The 16,419-nt window shown below is 72.6% G+C and carries 19 protein-coding genes; 10 read left to right on the forward strand and 9 right to left on the reverse strand.

All coding sequences use genetic code 11. The features are described from left to right. Window positions 1-11: 11 nt before the first annotated feature. Genes BM223_RS24645 through BM223_RS24665 form a run of 5 tightly spaced genes read left to right on the forward strand, consistent with a single transcriptional unit; the run spans window position 12 to window position 4,419 of the window. On the forward strand, window positions 12-962 hold the full coding sequence (locus BM223_RS24645) for an ABC transporter permease (protein ID WP_052138806.1): 951 nt from the start codon (window positions 12-14) through the stop codon (window positions 960-962). Next, on the forward strand, window positions 946-1,782 hold the full coding sequence (locus tag BM223_RS24650) for an ABC transporter ATP-binding protein (RefSeq protein WP_200886989.1): 837 nt from the start codon (window positions 946-948) through the stop codon (window positions 1,780-1,782). The genes BM223_RS24645 and BM223_RS24650 overlap by 17 nt, the downstream gene beginning before the upstream one ends. After that, a complete protein-coding gene (locus BM223_RS24655) occupies window positions 1,779-2,432 on the forward strand; it encodes a 2-oxo acid dehydrogenase subunit E2 (protein ID WP_038679973.1) in 654 nt (217 codons plus the stop codon). Before BM223_RS24650 ends, BM223_RS24655 begins: the two co-directional genes overlap by 4 nt. After that, entirely contained in the window at window positions 2,432-3,379 is a 948-nt protein-coding gene (gene lipA, locus BM223_RS24660) for a lipoyl synthase (RefSeq protein WP_075018755.1), read from the forward strand. Before BM223_RS24655 ends, lipA begins: the two co-directional genes overlap by 1 nt. Beyond that, window positions 3,376-4,419, forward strand: coding sequence for a pyridoxal phosphate-dependent aminotransferase (locus tag BM223_RS24665; protein WP_052138807.1), 1,044 nt, complete (start codon window positions 3,376-3,378; stop codon window positions 4,417-4,419). The genes lipA and BM223_RS24665 overlap by 4 nt, the downstream gene beginning before the upstream one ends. Before the next feature lie 6 nt (window positions 4,420-4,425). Here the strand turns inward: BM223_RS24665 and BM223_RS24670 are convergent, their stop codons facing one another. Continuing rightward, window positions 4,426-5,298 (reverse strand): alpha/beta fold hydrolase, encoded by an 873-nt coding sequence (locus tag BM223_RS24670; RefSeq protein ID WP_052138808.1) that lies wholly within the window; start codon window positions 5,296-5,298, stop codon window positions 4,426-4,428. A gap of 3 nt (window positions 5,299-5,301) precedes the next feature. Then, window positions 5,302-7,053: a 2-isopropylmalate synthase gene (gene leuA, locus BM223_RS24675; protein WP_038679977.1), complete on the reverse strand. Its 1,752-nt coding sequence runs from the start codon at window positions 7,051-7,053 to the stop codon at window positions 5,302-5,304. Between the two features lie 201 nt (window positions 7,054-7,254). Between leuA and BM223_RS24680 the strand changes: the two genes are divergently transcribed. The 4 genes from BM223_RS24680 to BM223_RS24695 are packed head-to-tail and all read left to right on the forward strand — an operon-like array spanning window position 7,255 to window position 11,639. After that, window positions 7,255-9,453, forward strand: coding sequence for a catalase (locus BM223_RS24680; RefSeq protein ID WP_052138809.1), 2,199 nt, complete (start codon window positions 7,255-7,257; stop codon window positions 9,451-9,453). A gap of 9 nt (window positions 9,454-9,462) precedes the next feature. Next, complete coding sequence (locus BM223_RS24685; RefSeq protein ID WP_038679979.1) at window positions 9,463-9,972, forward strand: flavodoxin family protein; 510 nt, start codon at window positions 9,463-9,465, stop codon at window positions 9,970-9,972. A 16-nt stretch (window positions 9,973-9,988) separates the two neighbouring features. After that, complete coding sequence (locus tag BM223_RS24690; RefSeq protein WP_038679981.1) at window positions 9,989-10,792, forward strand: septum formation family protein; 804 nt, start codon at window positions 9,989-9,991, stop codon at window positions 10,790-10,792. Window positions 10,793-10,796: 4 nt separating this feature from the next. Then, window positions 10,797-11,639, forward strand: a complete 843-nt coding sequence (locus BM223_RS24695; protein WP_038679983.1) for a septum formation family protein — start codon at window positions 10,797-10,799, stop codon at window positions 11,637-11,639. Window positions 11,640-11,659: 20 nt separating this feature from the next. On the opposite strand, the gene era is transcribed toward BM223_RS24695, so the two are convergent. From era to BM223_RS24710, 3 genes are read right to left on the reverse strand one after another with little or no spacing between them, the layout of a single operon-like run. After that, window positions 11,660-12,700: a GTPase Era gene (gene era / locus BM223_RS24700; protein WP_082003700.1), complete on the reverse strand. Its 1,041-nt coding sequence runs from the start codon at window positions 12,698-12,700 to the stop codon at window positions 11,660-11,662. Beyond that, the gene (locus BM223_RS24705) at window positions 12,697-13,503 is read right to left on the reverse strand and encodes a siderophore-interacting protein (RefSeq protein WP_038679985.1); all 807 of its coding nucleotides are present in this window, start codon (window positions 13,501-13,503) and stop codon (window positions 12,697-12,699) included. The genes era and BM223_RS24705 overlap by 4 nt, the downstream gene beginning before the upstream one ends. A 34-nt stretch (window positions 13,504-13,537) precedes the next feature. Beyond that, window positions 13,538-13,960, reverse strand: a complete 423-nt coding sequence (locus tag BM223_RS24710) for a DUF6916 family protein (RefSeq protein WP_038679987.1) — start codon at window positions 13,958-13,960, stop codon at window positions 13,538-13,540. A gap of 26 nt (window positions 13,961-13,986) precedes the next feature. On the opposite strand from BM223_RS24710, the gene BM223_RS24715 reads away from it, so the two are divergent. Then, a complete protein-coding gene (locus tag BM223_RS24715; protein WP_038679989.1) occupies window positions 13,987-14,295 on the forward strand; it encodes a DUF6916 family protein in 309 nt (102 codons plus the stop codon). Window positions 14,296-14,309: 14 nt separating this feature from the next. On the opposite strand, the gene BM223_RS24720 is transcribed toward BM223_RS24715, so the two are convergent. The 4 genes from BM223_RS24720 to BM223_RS24735 are packed head-to-tail and all read right to left on the reverse strand — an operon-like array spanning window position 14,310 to window position 16,391. After that, complete coding sequence (locus tag BM223_RS24720; protein ID WP_038679992.1) at window positions 14,310-14,795, reverse strand: GNAT family N-acetyltransferase; 486 nt, start codon at window positions 14,793-14,795, stop codon at window positions 14,310-14,312. 8 nt (window positions 14,796-14,803) lie between these two features. Beyond that, window positions 14,804-15,328 (reverse strand): phage tail protein, encoded by a 525-nt coding sequence (locus BM223_RS24725; RefSeq protein ID WP_038679993.1) that lies wholly within the window; start codon window positions 15,326-15,328, stop codon window positions 14,804-14,806. 9 nt (window positions 15,329-15,337) lie between these two features. Next, on the reverse strand, window positions 15,338-15,880 hold the full coding sequence (locus BM223_RS24730) for a phage tail protein (RefSeq protein ID WP_038679995.1): 543 nt from the start codon (window positions 15,878-15,880) through the stop codon (window positions 15,338-15,340). Between the two features lie 10 nt (window positions 15,881-15,890). Continuing rightward, window positions 15,891-16,391 carry a phage tail protein gene (locus BM223_RS24735; protein WP_038679996.1) on the reverse strand — a complete coding sequence of 167 codons (501 nt, stop codon included), beginning with the start codon at window positions 16,389-16,391 and terminating at the stop codon, window positions 15,891-15,893. Between the last annotated feature and the right edge of the window lie 28 nt (window positions 16,392-16,419).

Here is a 16,419-nt window from a genome sequence, read left to right on the forward strand (position 1 = left end):
AAGGGCACACCATGATCTGGAACCTGTTCGAGATCGCCGTGCAGGTGGGGCTGCTCTACGTCCCGCTCGTGCTCGGCATCTACCTCGCGATGGGGGTGATGAGCCTCCCCGACCTGACCCTGCAGGGCTCCTTCGGCGTCGGCGGCTCCACGGCCGCGGTGCTCGCCGTCCACGGCCACCACCCGCTGGTCTCGCTCGGCCTGGCGATGCTGGCCGGCGCCGCGACCGGCCTGGTCACCGCGATCCTGCACATGACGCTGCGGCTCAACGTGCTGCTGGCGAGCATCCTGGTCGCCACTGCGGCGTACTCCATGTGCCTGGTGATCATGAGCTCCGGCAACGTCTCGCTCTTCGGCTCCGAGACCGCGTTCTCGTGGGCCGCGGACGCCGGGCTGAGCTACCGCGAGGGCACCATCGTCACCGGCGTCGTCGTCGCGGCGCTGCTCGGCGCCGCCATGCTGTGGTTCCTGCGCACCGACTACGGCCTGTCCCTGATCGCGTCCGGCCAGAACATCCAGACCGCGCGCGGGCTCGGCGTCCGCACCGAGTCCCGGCAGGCCGTCGGCCTCGCCGTCGCCAACGCCTTCGCGGCGCTCTCGGGCGGCCTGGTCGTGCACAACCAGGGGTTCATGGACGTCACCATCCAGAACGGCGTCATCGTGATCGGCCTGGCCGGGATGATGCTCGGCCTCAGCTTCACCCGCTCCAGCCGGGTGCTGCCCATCGTGCTCGCGCTCGTCGCCGGCGTCGTCGTCTACCGCTTCGCGGTCGCAGCCTCGCTGCAGATCGGGCTCGACCCCAACCTGCTCCAGCTGCTCACCGCCGCGGTCGTGGTCGTCGTGATCGCCGTCCGCAGCCAGGGCCGCAGCTGGCTCAGCTCTCTCACGACGAGCGGACGCCGCCAGCGGCGCATCGCCCGTACCAGGTTCTACGAGGAGGACCGCGTTGCCAGCTTCATCTGATCTCGTCCCCGACCTGCTCCTGCAGGGCTGCACCAAGCGCTTCGTCGCCCCCGGCCGCGAGCTCGTCACCGCCGTCGACGACCTGAGCCTGGAGGTGGCGGCCGGCACCTTCGTGTCGATCATCGGCTCCAACGGCGCCGGCAAGTCGACCACGCTCGCGATGGTCGCCGGCAACCTGCTGGCCGACGAGGGCCACGTGACCGTCCGCGGTCGCGACGTCACCACGCTGCCCTCGTGGCGCCGGATCGCCCTGGTCTCCCGGGTGCGCCAGAACCCGCAGGACAACATGGTGTCCAACCTGACGATCGAGGAGAACTTCGCGCTCGCCCTCGCCGGACGGCGCGGCCGGTTCCCCCTGCGCCGTACGTCGCCGGGCAAGGTCCGCGCAGCCGCGCAGGAGCTGCTCGAACCGCTCGGGATGGGCCTGGAGAATCGCCTGGGCGCGGTCTCCGGTTCGCTCTCGGGCGGGCAGCGGCAGGCGATCGCCGTCGCCATGGCCTGCCTCGGCTCGCCCGCCGTCATGCTGCTCGACGAGCACGTCGCGGCGCTCGACCCCAACAGCGCCGCCCGGGTCAACGCCGCCACCGAGCGGCTCGTCCGGGAGCGGAAGATCACGACGCTCATGGTCACCCACGACATGAAGCACGCGCTCGACCACGCCGACCGGCTGCTGATGATGCACCAGGGCAGGATCGTCGTCGACGTGAGCGGCGAGCAGCTCACCGGGATCACGCCGCGCGACCTGCAGCAGCGCTTCGCGGCCCTCTCAGGCGGTAGCCTGTCCGACGCGAGCCTGCTCGCCGAGAGCAGTCCGGCATGAGCATCCCCGCGCCCACCGTGACCCGGACCCCGCTCGTCGGGATCCGCAAGGCCATCGCGCAGCGGATGGCCCAGTCCCACGCGCAGATCCCGGGCGTGCACGTGGTCGAGGAGTGCGACGTCAGCCGCGTCGACATGCGCCTGCTGCTGGCGCACGCCTGCCGGGCCGTCGCCCGGCTGGCGGCGGACCACCCGGTGTTCAACGCCCACGTCGTCGACGACGAGATCCTCGCGTACGACGAGGTCGCCGTCGGGTTCGCCGTCGACACCCCGCGCGGGCTCGTCGTCCCGGTGCTGCGCGACCCGCTCGCCCACTCGGCCGAGGAGCTCACCGCCCAGGTGGCCGACCTCGCCGAGCGGGCGCGCGCCGGGCGGCTCGCCGCCCGCGACATCAGCGGCGCCACGGTGACCGTCACCAGCCCCGGCAAGAGCGGCGGCGTGCTCGCCACGCCGCTGATCAACCCGCCGCAGACCGCGATCATCGGCGTGCACCGCGCCACCGACCGGGTGGTCGCGGTCTCCGGCGGGGTCGCCGTGCGGCGGATGCTCAACCTCACCGTCACCTTCGACCACCGGGTCATCGACGGCGCCGAGGCGGGACGCTACGCCCGCGAGCTCCGGGCGCTCCTGGAGCAGGAGCCGGCCGCCTGATGAGAGCCGTCCCCGCCCCTGACGGCCGGCGCCTGCTCCGGGTCGAGGCCCGCAACGCCGCGACCCCCGTGGAGCGCAAGCCCGCCTGGATCCGCACCCGCGCCCGCACCGGACCCGCCTTCCAGGAGCTCACCGCCCTGGTCCGCACGGAGGGCCTGCACACCGTCTGCCAGGAAGCGGCCTGTCCCAACATCTTCGAGTGCTGGGAGGACCGCGAGGCCACCTTCCTCATCGGCGGCGACCAGTGCACCCGACGCTGCGACTTCTGCCAGATCGACACCGGCAAACCCCAACCCCTCGACCGCGACGAACCCCGCCGCGTCGCCGAATCCGTGCAGACCATGGGCCTCAAGTACGCCACCATCACCGGCGTCGCCCGCGACGACCTCCCCGACGGCGGCGCCTGGCTCTACGCCGAGACCGTCCGCGCCATCCACTCACTCAACCCCGACACCGGCGTCGAGAACCTCATCCCCGACTTCAACGGCCACCCCGACCTCCTCACCGAGGTCTTCGACTCCCGCCCCGAGGTCCTGGCCCACAACGTCGAGACCGTGCCGCGGATCTTCAAGCGCATCCGCCCCGCGTTCCGCTACGAACGCTCCCTCGACGTCCTCACCCAAGCCCGTGCCTTCGGGCTCGTGACGAAGTCGAACCTGATCCTCGGCATGGGCGAGACCCGCGACGAGGTCTCCCAAGCCCTGCGCGACCTCCACGAAGCAGGCTGCGAGCTGGTCACCATCACCCAGTACCTGCGCCCGTCGCCGCGTCACCACCCCGTGGAGCGGTGGGTCAAGCCCGAGGAGTTCGTCGAGCTCGCCACCGAGGCCGACGAGATCGGGTTCGCCGGCGTGCTGTCGGGTCCGCTCGTTCGTTCGTCGTACCGGGCCGGCCGGCTCTACGCGACCGCCCGCCGGGCGCGCCAGGGCCTGGAGGCGGCCGGATGACCGAGCTGACCGCCCGGCCCTGGCTGGCCGGGCTCGCCCCCTACCGTCCCGGCGCGGCGGCCCCATCGGCCGCTGGCTCGCTGTCGTCCAACGAGTCCGCGCTCGGCGCGAGTCCCCACGTCGTCGACGCGGTGACGCGCGCGGCCCGCGCGGCACACCGCTACCCCGACGCGCTCGCCACCGACCTGCGCGCCGAGATCGCGGCGCGCCACGGCGTCCCGGCGGAGCAGGTGCTGGTCGGCAACGGCTCGGACGAGCTGATCTTCCTGCTCGCACTGGCCTTCCTCGCCGGCGGCGGCACCGCCGTCTGCGCCGACCCCGCCTACCGGGTCGACGAGATCAGCACCCAGGTCGTCGGCGGCACGGTGACCTCCGTCCCGCTCGTCGCCGACCGGCACGACCTGCCGGCGATGGCCGCCGTGCCTGCCGACATCGCCTACGTCGTCAACCCCCACAACCCGACCGGCACCCTCGTCCCCCGCGACGCCATCCGCCGCTTCCGCGCGGACTCCCCCGCCGGCCTGGTCGTCGTCGACGAGGCCTACGTCGACTTCGCCCCGGACCCGCTCGCCACCACCGCGGTGCCGCTGGTCCGCGAGGGCGGCCTCGCCGTGCTCCGGACGTTCTCCAAGGCGTACGGCCTGGCCGGCCTCCGGGTCGGCTACCTGGTCGCGCCGGCCTCGGTCGTCGCGACCCTCAGCGGGATCCGGGCGCCCTTCTCGGTCAACCGCCTCGCCCAGGCGGCGGCGCTCGCCGCGCTCCGCGACCGCACCCACCACGAGGCCGTCCGGGTCCACACGATCGACATGCGGCGCCGGGTGAGCGACCTGTTCACCCACCACGGGTACGACGTCGTCCCCTCGCACGCGAACTTCGTGCTGGTCCGGGTGCCCGACGAGGCCGCGGCCGTGCGCCGGCTCGCCGACGCCGGGATCGCGGTGCGCCCGGGCTCCGCGCTCGGCGTCCCGGGCGCGATCCGGGTGTCCGTGCCCGGCGACGAGGGATGGCGTCAGCTCCGGCAGGCGCTCAGCCGGCCGTAGCCGGCCTCAGGAGCTGCGGGTACGGCGTCCGCGGCGCGCCGGTCGCGTGCACTCGCGCGCGAACCGGGTGACCACGAGGTCGAGCCGCTCGGGACGCCGGCGCCACTCGAGCGGCGCCGTGGCCCGCTCGAGCACGGCGCCGGCGATCTCGCCGGCGACCAGCTCGGCGTCGGCAGCCGGGTGGAACGGATCGGCCGGGCGGGCCAGCACCAGCGCCGGCACCGTCAGCGCCGCGCGCTCGGCGCTCGAGGGCGCGAACCGCCCGAAGAGGACGCCGTGCACCGCCGCGGCCACCGGGCCGGGCCGGGCGTCGAGCGTGTCGAGGGTGAGGCCGAGCCACTCGGGCAGCACCCGGCGCGGCACCGGCCGGGTCAGCAGCCGGACCCCGCTCACCGCCAGCGGTGCGAGCCGTGCGGTGGCGAGCACCGGACCGAGGACGGCGAGCTGGACGCCGAGCGCGTTGTCGAGGACGGGCCCGTCGAGGACCAGCCCGGCCACCCGCTCGGGCGCCGAGACGGCGACCTCGAGCGCGACGTTGGCTCCGATCGAGCTGCCGCCGACCACGGCGCGGGCCGCACCGACGTGGTCGAGCAGCGCGACGACCTGGGCGGCGAACGCGCTCACCGAGTAGGACAGCGGGTCGGCCGGCCGGTCGGAGCGGCCGTGCCCGAGCGGGTCGAGCACGAGCACGTGCAGCCCGTTGGCCGCGAGCGTGCGCGCCGTGTGGGCGTGCACGCGGCGCGGCACCAGGAGCGGCGGGACGAGGACGACCCAGGCGTCCCCGGCGCCGTACTCGGTGTACTCCAGGCGGTCGCGCCCGCGCCGGCTCTCGACGAAGAGCTGGCCGACCTGCTCCGAGGCCAGCGCGGCGCGACCCATGCCTCAGGCGCCCGTCGTGCTCGACGGGATGGTGATCGCCTGCGCCCGGTTGGCGGCGCAGACCACCGCGCGGAGCGAGGCGGTGACGATGTTGTGGTGCAGGCCGATGCCCCAGACGATCTCGCCGGCGACCTCGCACTCGACGTACGCCGCCGCGACGGCGTCGCCGCCCGACGAGAGCGCGTGCTCGGCGTAGTCGAGCACCCGGATGTCGGCACCCGCCTGGCGCATGCCGTCGACGAAGGCGGCGACCGGGCCGTTGCCCATGCCGGTGAAGGTCCGCTCCTCACCGCGGACGACGAGACGCACCTCCTGGCTGTCCTCGCCGTCCTCGCTGGTGGTGGAGGAGAACGAGACCAGGCTGTACGGCGCCTCGCGGTCGAGGTACTCGTTGCGGAAGATCGTCCAGATCGCCTCCGGCGTGACCTCACCGCCCTGGCTGTCGGTGTGCTGCTGGATGACCCGGCTGAACTCGATCTGCGCGCGGCGCGGCAGGTCGAGGCTGTGCTCGGCCTTGAGGACGTAGGCCACCCCGCCCTTGCCGGACTGGCTGTTGACCCGGATGACCGCCTCGTAGGTGCGGCCGACGTCCTTCGGGTCGATCGGCAGGTACGGCGCCTCCCACGGGATCTCGCCGACGGGCTTGCCCTGCTCGGCCGCGATCCGGTCGAGGTCCTCGAGGCCCTTCTTGATGGCGTCCTGGTGGGAGCCCGAGAACGCGGTGTAGACCAGGTCGCCGGCCCACGGGTGCCGCGGGTGGACGGGCAGCTGGGTGCAGTACTCGACCGTGCGGCGGACCTCGTCGATCGCGGAGAAGTCGATCTGCGGGTCGATGCCCTGGCTGAACAGGTTCATGCCGAGGGTGACCAGGTCGACGTTGCCGGTCCGCTCGCCGTGGCCGAACAGGCAGCCCTCGACCCGGTCGGCACCGGCCATCAGCGCGAGCTCGGTGGCGGCGACCGCCGTACCGCGGTCGTTGTGGGGGTGCAGGCTGATGATCGAGTGGGCGCGGCGGGTCAGGTGGCGCGAGAAGTACTCGATCTGGTCGGCGTAGGTGTTGGGCGTCGACATCTCGACGGTGGCCGGCAGGTTGAGGATGATCTCGCGACCCTCCTCCGGCTGCCACACGTCGGAGACCCGCTCGCAGACCTCGATGGCGAAGTCGGTCGGCGTCTGGGTGAAGATCTCGGGGCTGTACTGGTAGCCGAAGTCGGTGCCGGCGAGCAGCTGGTCGGCGTACTTCATGACCCACTCGGTGCCGCGGGTCGCGATCGCGATGCACTCGGCCTCGGTGACGCCGAAGACCACCCGCTGGAACAGCGGCGCGGTGGCGTTGTAGAGGTGCACGGTGGCCTTGTCGGCGCCCTGGAGCGACTCGACGGTGCGCGCGATCAGGTCCTCACGGGCCTGGGTCAGCACGGAGACCCGGACGTCGTCGGGGATCCGGTCCTCCTCGACGAGCTGGCGCACGAAGTCGAAGTCGGTCTGGCTCGCGGCCGGGAACCCGATCTCGATCTCCTTGTAGCCCATCTGGACCAGGAGCTCGAACATCTTCATCTTGCGCGAGGGGCTCATCGGGTCGATGAGCGCCTGGTTCCCGTCGCGCAGGTCGGTGGAGAGCCACCGGGGGGCGCGGGTGATCTTCTGGTCCGGCCAGGTGCGGTCCGGGACCGTCACGGGCTCGAAGGCGGTGTAGCGGTGGTACGGCATCCCGCTGGGCTGCTGGCTCGGGACGGTGACGCGCTGCTGGTTCATGACTTCCTCGGGGTGGTGAGTGTCGAGACGGGGCGCCGGGCGCGCAACTCACTCCGCAACGAGGGGGTCCGGCTTTCAGACCTCGCTGCGGCCGCTAAGAAGGAGGGCTCGCGTCATGATGCGATCACCTTAGCAGTCCCCCGGTGTCCGGTGGAGGTGCCCGGGTACCGCGCGGAGGTCCGCAACCTGAGGAGCCCCCACATGAACGCGAAGGACCCGAAGCAGCAGGACGCCGTCCCCGGCGCCCCCACCGCCGTTCCCCCCAGCCTCACCGAGCCGACCGAGCCGGTCGACCCGCTCCCCCCGAAGCCCGACCAGGGCGCCCCCGAGACCCGCACCCCCACCGGCGCCGAGAGCGGCGCCGACCCCCGCACCGCCGGCCAGCAGGGTCCGTGGCTGACCACCGCGACCGGCGTCCGGGTGCACGACACCGACCACTCGCTCAAGGCCGGCGAGCGCGGCCCGACGCTCCTGCAGGACCACCACCTGCGCGAGAAGATCACCCACTTCGACCACGAGCGCATCCCCGAGCGCGTCGTCCACGCCCGCGGGGCCGGTGCCCACGGCTACTTCGAGGGCTACGGCACCGCCGACACGGTGACCTGCGCCGGGCTCTTCGCGAAGGGCAAGCGGACGCCGGTCTTCGTGCGGTTCTCGACGGTGCTGGGCTCGCGCGGCTCGGCCGACACGGTCCGCGACACCCGCGGCTTCGCCACGAAGTTCTACACCGACGAGGGCGTGTGGGACCTGGTCGGCAACAACATCCCGGTGTTCTTCATCCAGGACGGCATCAAGTTCCCCGACGTCGTCCACGCGGCCAAGCCGCACCCGGACCGCGAGATCCCCCAGGCGCAGAGCGCGCACGACACCTTCTGGGACTTCGTCTCGCTGCACACCGAGGCCCAGCACCACACGCTGTGGAACATGTCCGACCGGGGCATCCCGCGCTCCTACCGGATGATGGAAGGCTTCGGCGTCCACACCTTCCGGCTCACCCGGGCCGACGGGGCGACGTCCCTGGTCAAGTTCCACTGGAAGCCCCGCCTCGGCGTGCACTCGCTGACCTGGGAGGAGGCGCAGCTGCTCGGCGGCCTCGACCCCGACTTCCACCGCCGCGACCTCGCCGACGCGATCGAGTCCGGCGCGTTCCCGGAGTGGGAGCTCGGCATCCAGGTGTTCGAGGACACCGCCGACCAGACCTTCGACGGGATCGACCTGCTCGACCCGACCAAGATCGTCCCCGAGGAGCTCGCGCCCGTGCAGCCGATCGGCCGCATGGTGCTCGACGCCAACCCGACCAACTACTTCGCGGAGACCGAGCAGGTCGCTTTCCACGTCGGGCACCTGGTGCCCGGCATCGACGTCACCGACGACCCGCTCATGCAGGCCCGGCTCTTCTCGTACGTCGACACGCAGCTCAGCCGGCTCGGCGGACCGAACTTCAACCAGATCCCGATCAACCGGCCGCACGCTCCGGTCAACGACATGCTCCGCGACGGCTTCCACCAGCACGCGGTGCACGCCGGCGTCGCGCCGTACCGGCCCAACTCGCTCGATGGCGGCTGCCCCTTCCACGCCGGCACCGACCTGTCCGACGAGGAGACCCGTGCGTTCGTCGAGGCCGCCCAGGCGGTGACCGGGCACAAGGTGCGCGCCCAGCCCGCGTCGTACGACGACCACTTCAGCCAGGCCCGGCTGTTCTGGGCGAGCATGAGCCCGGTCGAGCAGGAGCACATCATCCGGGCTTACTCGTTCGAGCTCGGCAAGTGCTACGAGCAGGCGATCAAGGAGCGCCAGCTGCTGGCGCTCGCGCAGATCGACCCGACGCTGTGCGCCGAGGTGGCCACCGCGCTCGGGATGACGGTGCCCGAGGCGACGTCCGGGGCCGGCGAGGTGGTGCCGAGCCCGGCGCTCTCCCAGCTCACCGGCGGGCCGTGGCCGGCCGACGGGCGCGTGGCCGGGATCGTGGTCGACCCCGACGGCGGGCTCGACGGCGTGGCCGAGGTCCGCACCGCCGTCCTGGAGGCGGGGATGGTGCCGCTGGTCATCGCCCCGCACGGCGGCACGGTCGGCGACCTCGCCGTGCAGCGCACGTTCGCCACCGCCCGCTCCGTGGAGTACGACGTCGTCCTCGTCGCGGGCTGCCCGGCCCCGGCTCCCGACGCCGTCGCTGCCCGCGGCCCGCTCGACCCCCGGGTGGTGCTCCTGCTCGAGGAGGCGTTCCGCCACGCGAAGGTGATCGGCGCCTGGGGCCCGGGCCTCGACGCGCTCGACGCGGCCGGGGTGCCCACCGACGCCGCGGGCGTGGCCACGGCGAGCGAGGGACCCGCCGTGCTGAGCCAGGTGCAGGACCTGATGGGGACCCATCGGAGCTGGGAGCGCTTCGCGCCGGCGGTCTAGCCTGGTCGGGTGCCGACGCTCCTGATCGTCCACCACTCCCCCAGCCGCTCGATGCGGGCGCTCCTGGACCAGGTCGTCGCGGGTGCCCACGACGACGATGTCCAGGCGGGCGCTGGGGACGGCGGGATCGAGGTCGTCGTCCGCGCGGCCCTCGAGGCCGGCGCGGACGACGTCCTCGCCGCCGACGGCTACGTGCTCGGGACGACGGCCAACTTCGGCTACATGAGCGGGGCGCTCAAGCACTTCTTCGACTCGACCTTCCTCGCCGTCGGCGGCGCGCTCGACCCGAGCGGCGCGCCGGCCGACGGCGCCGGCGAGACGGCCGGCCGTCCCTACGGGCTGTGGCTGCACGGCCGCTACGACCTCACCGGCGCCGAGCGGTCGGTGCAGTCGATCGTCGGTGCGCTCGACTGGCGCCAGGGCTACGACGTCCTCGGGGTGCTGGGCGACGTGGACGACGCCGCGTTGGCGGGGGCCTATGCGCTGGGCGCTACCATCGCCGCACTGCTGGTGGACTGACGGACGGAGGGGCACGATGACGGTGCGGCGCGCCCTCGTCGTCCTCCTGCTGGCCGCGGCAGCCGCCACGAGCGCGTGCAGCGTCGAGAGCCAGGGCGAGAACACCGACCCCGACCTGGTCGACGCCGTCGAGGTCCCCGCGAGCGGGACCTGCCGCCAGCTGACGCCCGACGACGTCGCCAAGCCGGCCAACGCGACCAAGACCGTGCCCTGCACCGAGGAGCACACCGCCGAGACGTTCGCGACCGGTGAGCTGCCCGGCGAGTTCGACGACGCGGACTACGACGACGCGAAGCTCGGCACGTTCGCCTACCAGACCTGCGCGACGTCGTTCGCGAAGTTCGTCGGGGCCGACGAGTCGCTGGTGCTGCGCACCACGCTGAGCTGGGCCTGGTTCCGGCCGTCCGAGAAGGCGTGGAAGAAGGGCGCCCGCTGGTACCGCTGCGACGTGATCGGCGGCAGCAGCGCGAGCACCGAGTACCGCCCGCTGCCCGAGACGGCACGCGAGATGCTCGCCGGGCGGGCGCCCGACCGCTGGCTGAGCTGCGCGCGGGGCGCGTCGGTCGGCGAGGGCGAGAAGGTGACCTGCAACCAGAAGCACGACTGGCGGGCGGTGACCACCGTCAAGCTCGGCCAGCCGGCCGACGAGTACCCCGGCGACCGCGTGATGGAGAGCCGCACCCGCTCCTTCTGCGCGACGTCGGTCAAGGCGTGGCTGAACTACCCGACCGAGTTCGAGTACGGGTTCACCTTCTTCCACAAGGCCGAGTGGGACGCCGGCAACCGGCGCTCGGTGTGCTGGGCGAGAACGAGCGAGTGACGAGATGAGCATCCTTCGACGTACGTCGCCCGTGCTGGCGGCCGGCACCGCCCTGGTGGCCCTGCTGGCCGGCTGCAGCTCCGGCGGCGGGGACGACGACAAGCCCCGCGACGAGCCCACCCGGGCGGCCGCCACCCAGACCCCCGCGCCCGCGCCTGCCCCCGGTCCGGCGGTCGGCGCCTGCTACCAGCTGCCCTTCGACGCCGCGGTCGCCCCGACGTCCGAGGTCGAGCCGGTCGAGTGCGCCCAGCCGCACACGAGCGTCACCTTCTCCGTCGGCAGCACCGACGCCGTCGTCGACGGCCACCTCGTCGCCGTCGACTCCACCCGGGTCCAGGACCAGGTCGCCCAGGCCTGCCCCGGCCGCCTCGAGAAGTACCTCGGCGGCAGCCTCACCGACGTCCGCCTGAGCATGATCCGCTCGATCTGGTTCACCCCCACCGTCGACGAGTCGGACGCCGGCGCCACCTGGTTCCGCTGCGACGCCGTCCTCCTCGACGGCGCCTCGCAGCTCGCCGACCTCGACAGCGACCTGAAGGGTGCGCTGCGCGGCCCCACGACCGCCGACAAGTACGCCATGTGCGGCACCGCCGCCCCCGACGCGAAGAACTTCGAGCGGGTCCGCTGCTCGGCCAAGCACTCGTGGCGCGCGATCGAGGTCATCGCCTTCGACCAGGCCAGCTACCCCGGGCAGAACAAGGTCCGCAGCGCCGGCCGGACCCGCTGCGAGGACGCCGCCGCCGACGTCGCCGACGACCCGCTGTCGTTCAAGTGGGGCTACGAGTGGCCCACCAAGGAGCAGTGGGAGATGGGGCAGAAGTTCGGTCGCTGCTGGACGACCGACTAGGTCGTCTGGCGGGGCCAGCCCTAGAAGCCGAGCTTGCGCAGCTGCCGCGGGTCGCGCTGCCAGTCCTTGGCGATCTTGACGTGCAGGTCGAGGTAGACCGGCGTCCCGAGGAGCGCCTCGATCTGCTGGCGCGCGTTGGTGCCGACCTGGCGCAGCCGGGCGCCCTTCTTGCCGATCACGATGCCCTTCTGGGAGTCGCGCTCGACGTACAGGTTCGCGTGGATGTCGAGGAGCGGCTTGTCGTCGGGGCGGCCCTCGCGCAGGTTCATCTCCTCGACGACGACGGCGATGGAGTGCGGCAGCTCGTCGCGGACGCCGTCGAGGGCGGCCTCGCGGATCAGCTCGGCGGCGAGGATCTCCTCGGGGGCGTCGGTCAGGTCGCCGTCGGGGTAGAGGGGCGGGCCCTCGGGCATGAGGCCGACGAGGAGGTCGCCGAGGAGGCCGATCTGGTCGCCGGCGACGGACGAGACGGGCACGATCTCGGCCCACTCGGTGCCGGTGGTGCGGCCGAGCTCGGCGATGTCGAGGAGGTGCTCACCGATCCGGTCGGGGGTGACGAGGTCGGTCTTGGTGGCCACCGCGATCTTGGTGGTCCGGCGGACCTTGGCCAGCTCGTTGACCAGGAAGGTGTCGCCGGGGCCGATCTTCTCGTCGGCCGGGAAGCAGACGGCGACCACGTCGACCTCGGCCCACGTCGTCTTGACGAGATCGTTGAGACGCTCGCCGAGGAGGGTGCGGGGGCGGTGCAGGCCGGGGGTGTCGACCAGGACGAGCTGGCCGTCGGCACGGTGCACGATGCCGCGGACGACGGTCCGGGTGGTCTGCGGCTTGTCGGAGGTGATGACGATCTTCTGGCCGACCAGGGCGTTGGTCAGCGTCGACTTGCCGACGTTGGGCCGGCCCACGAAGCAGGCGAAGCCGCTGCGGTAGCCGTCGGGGACGTCGCCGGTGCCGAACACCGGGGTGACCGGGGCGGCCGGGGGCGGGAGCGCGCCGAAGTCCTCGTCGAACTCGTCGTCGTCATCGAGCTCGTCGTCGATGGGCTCGTTCTCGTCGGTCATTCCTCGGCTCCTGCCTGTGCAGCGTCGTAGTCGGCCCAGATCTCCTCGTCGGACTTGCCCGCGGCCTTGCCCGCGCGCCAGATCGGCCCGGGATCGACCGCGCGCGGCTGCCGCTGCGCGACCGAGCGCCAGTAGCCCATCACGTCGTAGTGGGTGCTGGGAAGCCGGCGCACCCGCATCAGGTGCTTGCGGATGGCGCGCATCTGGGCGGACTCGCCGGCCATCCAGAAGTAGCCGGGGCCCTCGGGCCAGGCGATCGTCTCGACGACCTCGGCGAGACGGCTGGCGCCGTCGGGGCCGGGGGCGAGCCAGGTGACGGAGACGGTGGGGTCGGCGGGGAAGTAGCCGTCGATCCGGGAGTCGTCGGGCACCTCGGCGACGACCTGCACGGGCCGGCCGGGCCGGGCGACGGCGTTCTCGCGGGCGATCCGGGTCATCGCGGGCAGGGCGGTGAGGTCGCCGACGAGCAGCAGCCAGCCGGCGTCGTCGGGCGGGAGGTAGGAGCCCTTGGCCTCGGTGAGCACGACCTGCTGGCCGACCGGGTCACCGGAGCGACCGGACGCCCACTCGGTGACGAGTCCGGTGCTGTGGACGACGACGTCGAGCACCAGCTGGGTGCCCTCGATCGAGCGCACCGTGTAGTAGCGGCTCTGGAACTGGCCGGGGACGACGAGGCCGACCCACTCGTCGGCGATGCCGGTCGACACGAAGCCCGGCACGTCGAGGGTCAGCCGCACGAGGTGGGGCGTCACCTGCTCGCGCGCCACCACGGTGGCGTCGTACTGCTGGGCGCGGGTGCTCACCGGTTCAGGCTATCGGCACCGGCCGGCCCGACGCTCAGCGGTTGTTGACCGTCGCGCGGTAGACCCGCCGGGTCTCGTCCGTGGGCACGAGGAACAGCGACGTCGCGGCGAACCGGCGCCGCTTGAGGGTGTAGGTCCCCTGCTCGGGCCCCCGGCGCGGCGCGGTGAAGGTGAGCTCGAAGCTGCGGTTCGAGCCGCGGGTCACCCGCGGGATGTCGCGGATGGCGGTCAGCCGCAGCTTGATGGCCACGCCCGGCCCGGTGACCCGGAAGCGTGCCGTCCGCTGCGCGACGAAGCGTTTGCGCCGGTAGAGCTTGGCCTCGCGGGTGAACCCACGGGCCGCGGGCGCGGCCGTGACGAGGGGCGCGGCCTCGGCAGCGCCGGGCAGCACCGCCAGGGTGACGGCGACGCCGGTGGCCCCGGTGGCGAGGACGGTACGACGGGTCAGGTCGGTCATCGGAGGCTCCTGGCTAGGGTGAGGTCGTGAGTACGTGGTTCGAGGCCGACGACTTCTCGGCACTGGTGGGCGACCCCTTCGAGGTCGTGCTCCCCGACGGCGCGGTGTTCGCGCTGACGCTCGACGAGGTGGCGGTGCGCGACGCCGTCGGAGGCGCCGGCCCTGACGGCACGCAGCGCCGTCAGTTCTCGCTGCTCTTCAGCGGTCCCGCCACACCGGTTCTCGAGCAGGCGACCTGGACCGTGCGCCACGCCGGCCTCGGTGAGACGGCGCTGTTCCTGGTGCCGATCGGCCCGCGGGACGACCGGATGCGCTACGAGGCGGCCTTCGCCTGAGCGCAGCCCCGGGGTCACGAGGCCCGCCAGGTGAGGTGCAGCCGGACGTCGTCCTCGGCGACCGGCACGAAGCCCAGCCGCTCGTAGAGCGCCCGGGCCGGGCTGTCCCGCTCGACCTGCAGGGCGACGGGCACGCCGGCGGCCGCGGCCTCGTCGAGCAGCCGCCGCAGCAGCGCGGCGCCGATCCCCTGTCCCTGGTGCACGGGCAGCAGCGCGATGTCGACGACGCGGACCTCGTCGGGTCCCCGGTTCACGCAGAGCCGCCCGGCGGGCCGGCCGTCGACCTCGACCACGAGGAACTCCCCCGCCGGGTACGCCTCGCGGTACAGCCGCTCGCGCAGGTCGTGCTGCATCGCGACGAACGCCTCCCGCTGCCCCGGCGGCCAGGCGACCTGGTCCAGCTCGGCGGCACGCCCGGCGGCGTACAGCGCGCGGAGGAAGGCGTCGTCGGCCGTCGTGGCGGGGCGGACGGTCACGCTCGTCGTGGGCGCTATGGACATCGTGGGCGTCATGGGCGTTGCGGGAAGATGCCCTGGAGCGCGATGCAGTAGTTGAGCGCCAGCGACGGCTGCATGTTGTTGTGCGGCAGGCTGCCGCCGGCGATGCCGACCCCCGAGAGCGCCATCGTGCCGGCGGGGGGCGGGCCGGGCTGGTAGAGCGCTCCGCCCGAGGACGCCGCGAAGGTCGCGTCCGGCCCCGGCACGCTGGTGTCGCCCGGGTCGGCGCCGTTGGCGTGGAGCGTGTGGCGGTGCTGGGGCATCTCGGTCTGGATGAGCGTGACCGTCTGCGCACCGCCCTGCTGACCGATGAAGTACTGCGACCCGCTCTGCGCGTACCCCTGCTGCAGCGGGGCGCTGCCCTGGAGGTCCGGCAGCGCGAAGTTCGACTTGCCGTCGCCACCGTAGAAGGTGCCGAGCAGCGAGAAGAGTGCGGTGTTCTGCGAGATCGGCAGCAGCTGTCCGTTGCACATCGCCCACCCCGTCGGTGCGAAGTTGAACGGGAAGATGCGGATCTCGGCGACGAAGGCGTCCATGGCGTGCTCCTAGGTCTGCGAGGGGTAGACGCCGTAGAGGGCGATGATGAAGTTGAGGCCGAGGTAGGGCTGCATGTTCTCGTGCGGCTGGCTGCCACCCGTCGGAGCGACCGCCGCCGGCGCGAAGACGTTCGACGGCGGCGGCGACGTCAGGTCGACCGGCTCGTTCACGTAGGGCACCACGTTGAGCGAGATCGCGGGCGCGCTGCCGACCGGGCTGACCTGCGTGCCCGGCAGGCCCTGGAACACGCCGAACCCGTGGCGGTGCGACGGGATCTGCTGCGTGGTGAGCGTGACCTGCTCCACTCCCCCGGCCTCGCCGATCTGGTACGTCGTGCCTGTGGTGCCCAGGCCCTGGTGGATCGGCACGCGGCCCTGGAGGTCGGGCAGCTGGAAGGTCTCCTGGCCGTCGCCGCCGTAGGTCGTGCCGATCAGCTGGAAGAGCGTGTCGTTCTCGGAGATCGGCAGCGTCTGGCCCTGGCACAGCATCCAGCCGACCGGAGCGAAGCTTCCGGCGAACAGCCTGATCTCGCCGATGAAGGGTAGGCCCATCGTGGTCTCCTCAGTTGGGGCTCGGGAAGATGCCCACGAGCGCGATGCAGAAGTTCAGGGTCAGGTAGGGCTGCATGTTGGTGTGCGCCTGGCTCCCGCCGGTCAGTCCCACGGTGCTCGGGTGCAGGGCCTGGCTGGGCGTGCCGGAGCGGTAGACGTTGTTCGCACCGCCGAGGAAGGCTCCGCCCGGATTGGCCGTGCCGCCGCTCGTCGTCGGCGAGACCTGGACCGGGTGCAGGTGCTGGGGCATCTCGCCGACGGTCAGCGTGTGGCTCTCCGCACCGGCCTGCGCGCCCAGGTTGAACCCGGGGCCCTGGTGGATCGGCACCCGGCCGCGCAGGTTGGGCAGGGCGAAGTTGGTCTGCCCGTTGCCGCCGTAGGTCGTGCCGAGCAGCGAGAACAGCGCCTGGTTCTGGTTGATCGGGAGGAGCTGCCCGTTGCAGAACGCCCAGCCCTTGGGCGGGAAGTTGAACGACATCAGCCTGATCTCGGACAGGAACGGCTCAGCCACGGGGCCTCCTCGGGTGGTTGCTGGTCAG

Source organism: Pimelobacter simplex, assembly GCF_900114845.1.
In the GTDB taxonomy this organism is placed as follows: domain Bacteria; phylum Actinomycetota; class Actinomycetes; order Propionibacteriales; family Nocardioidaceae; genus Nocardioides; species Nocardioides simplex.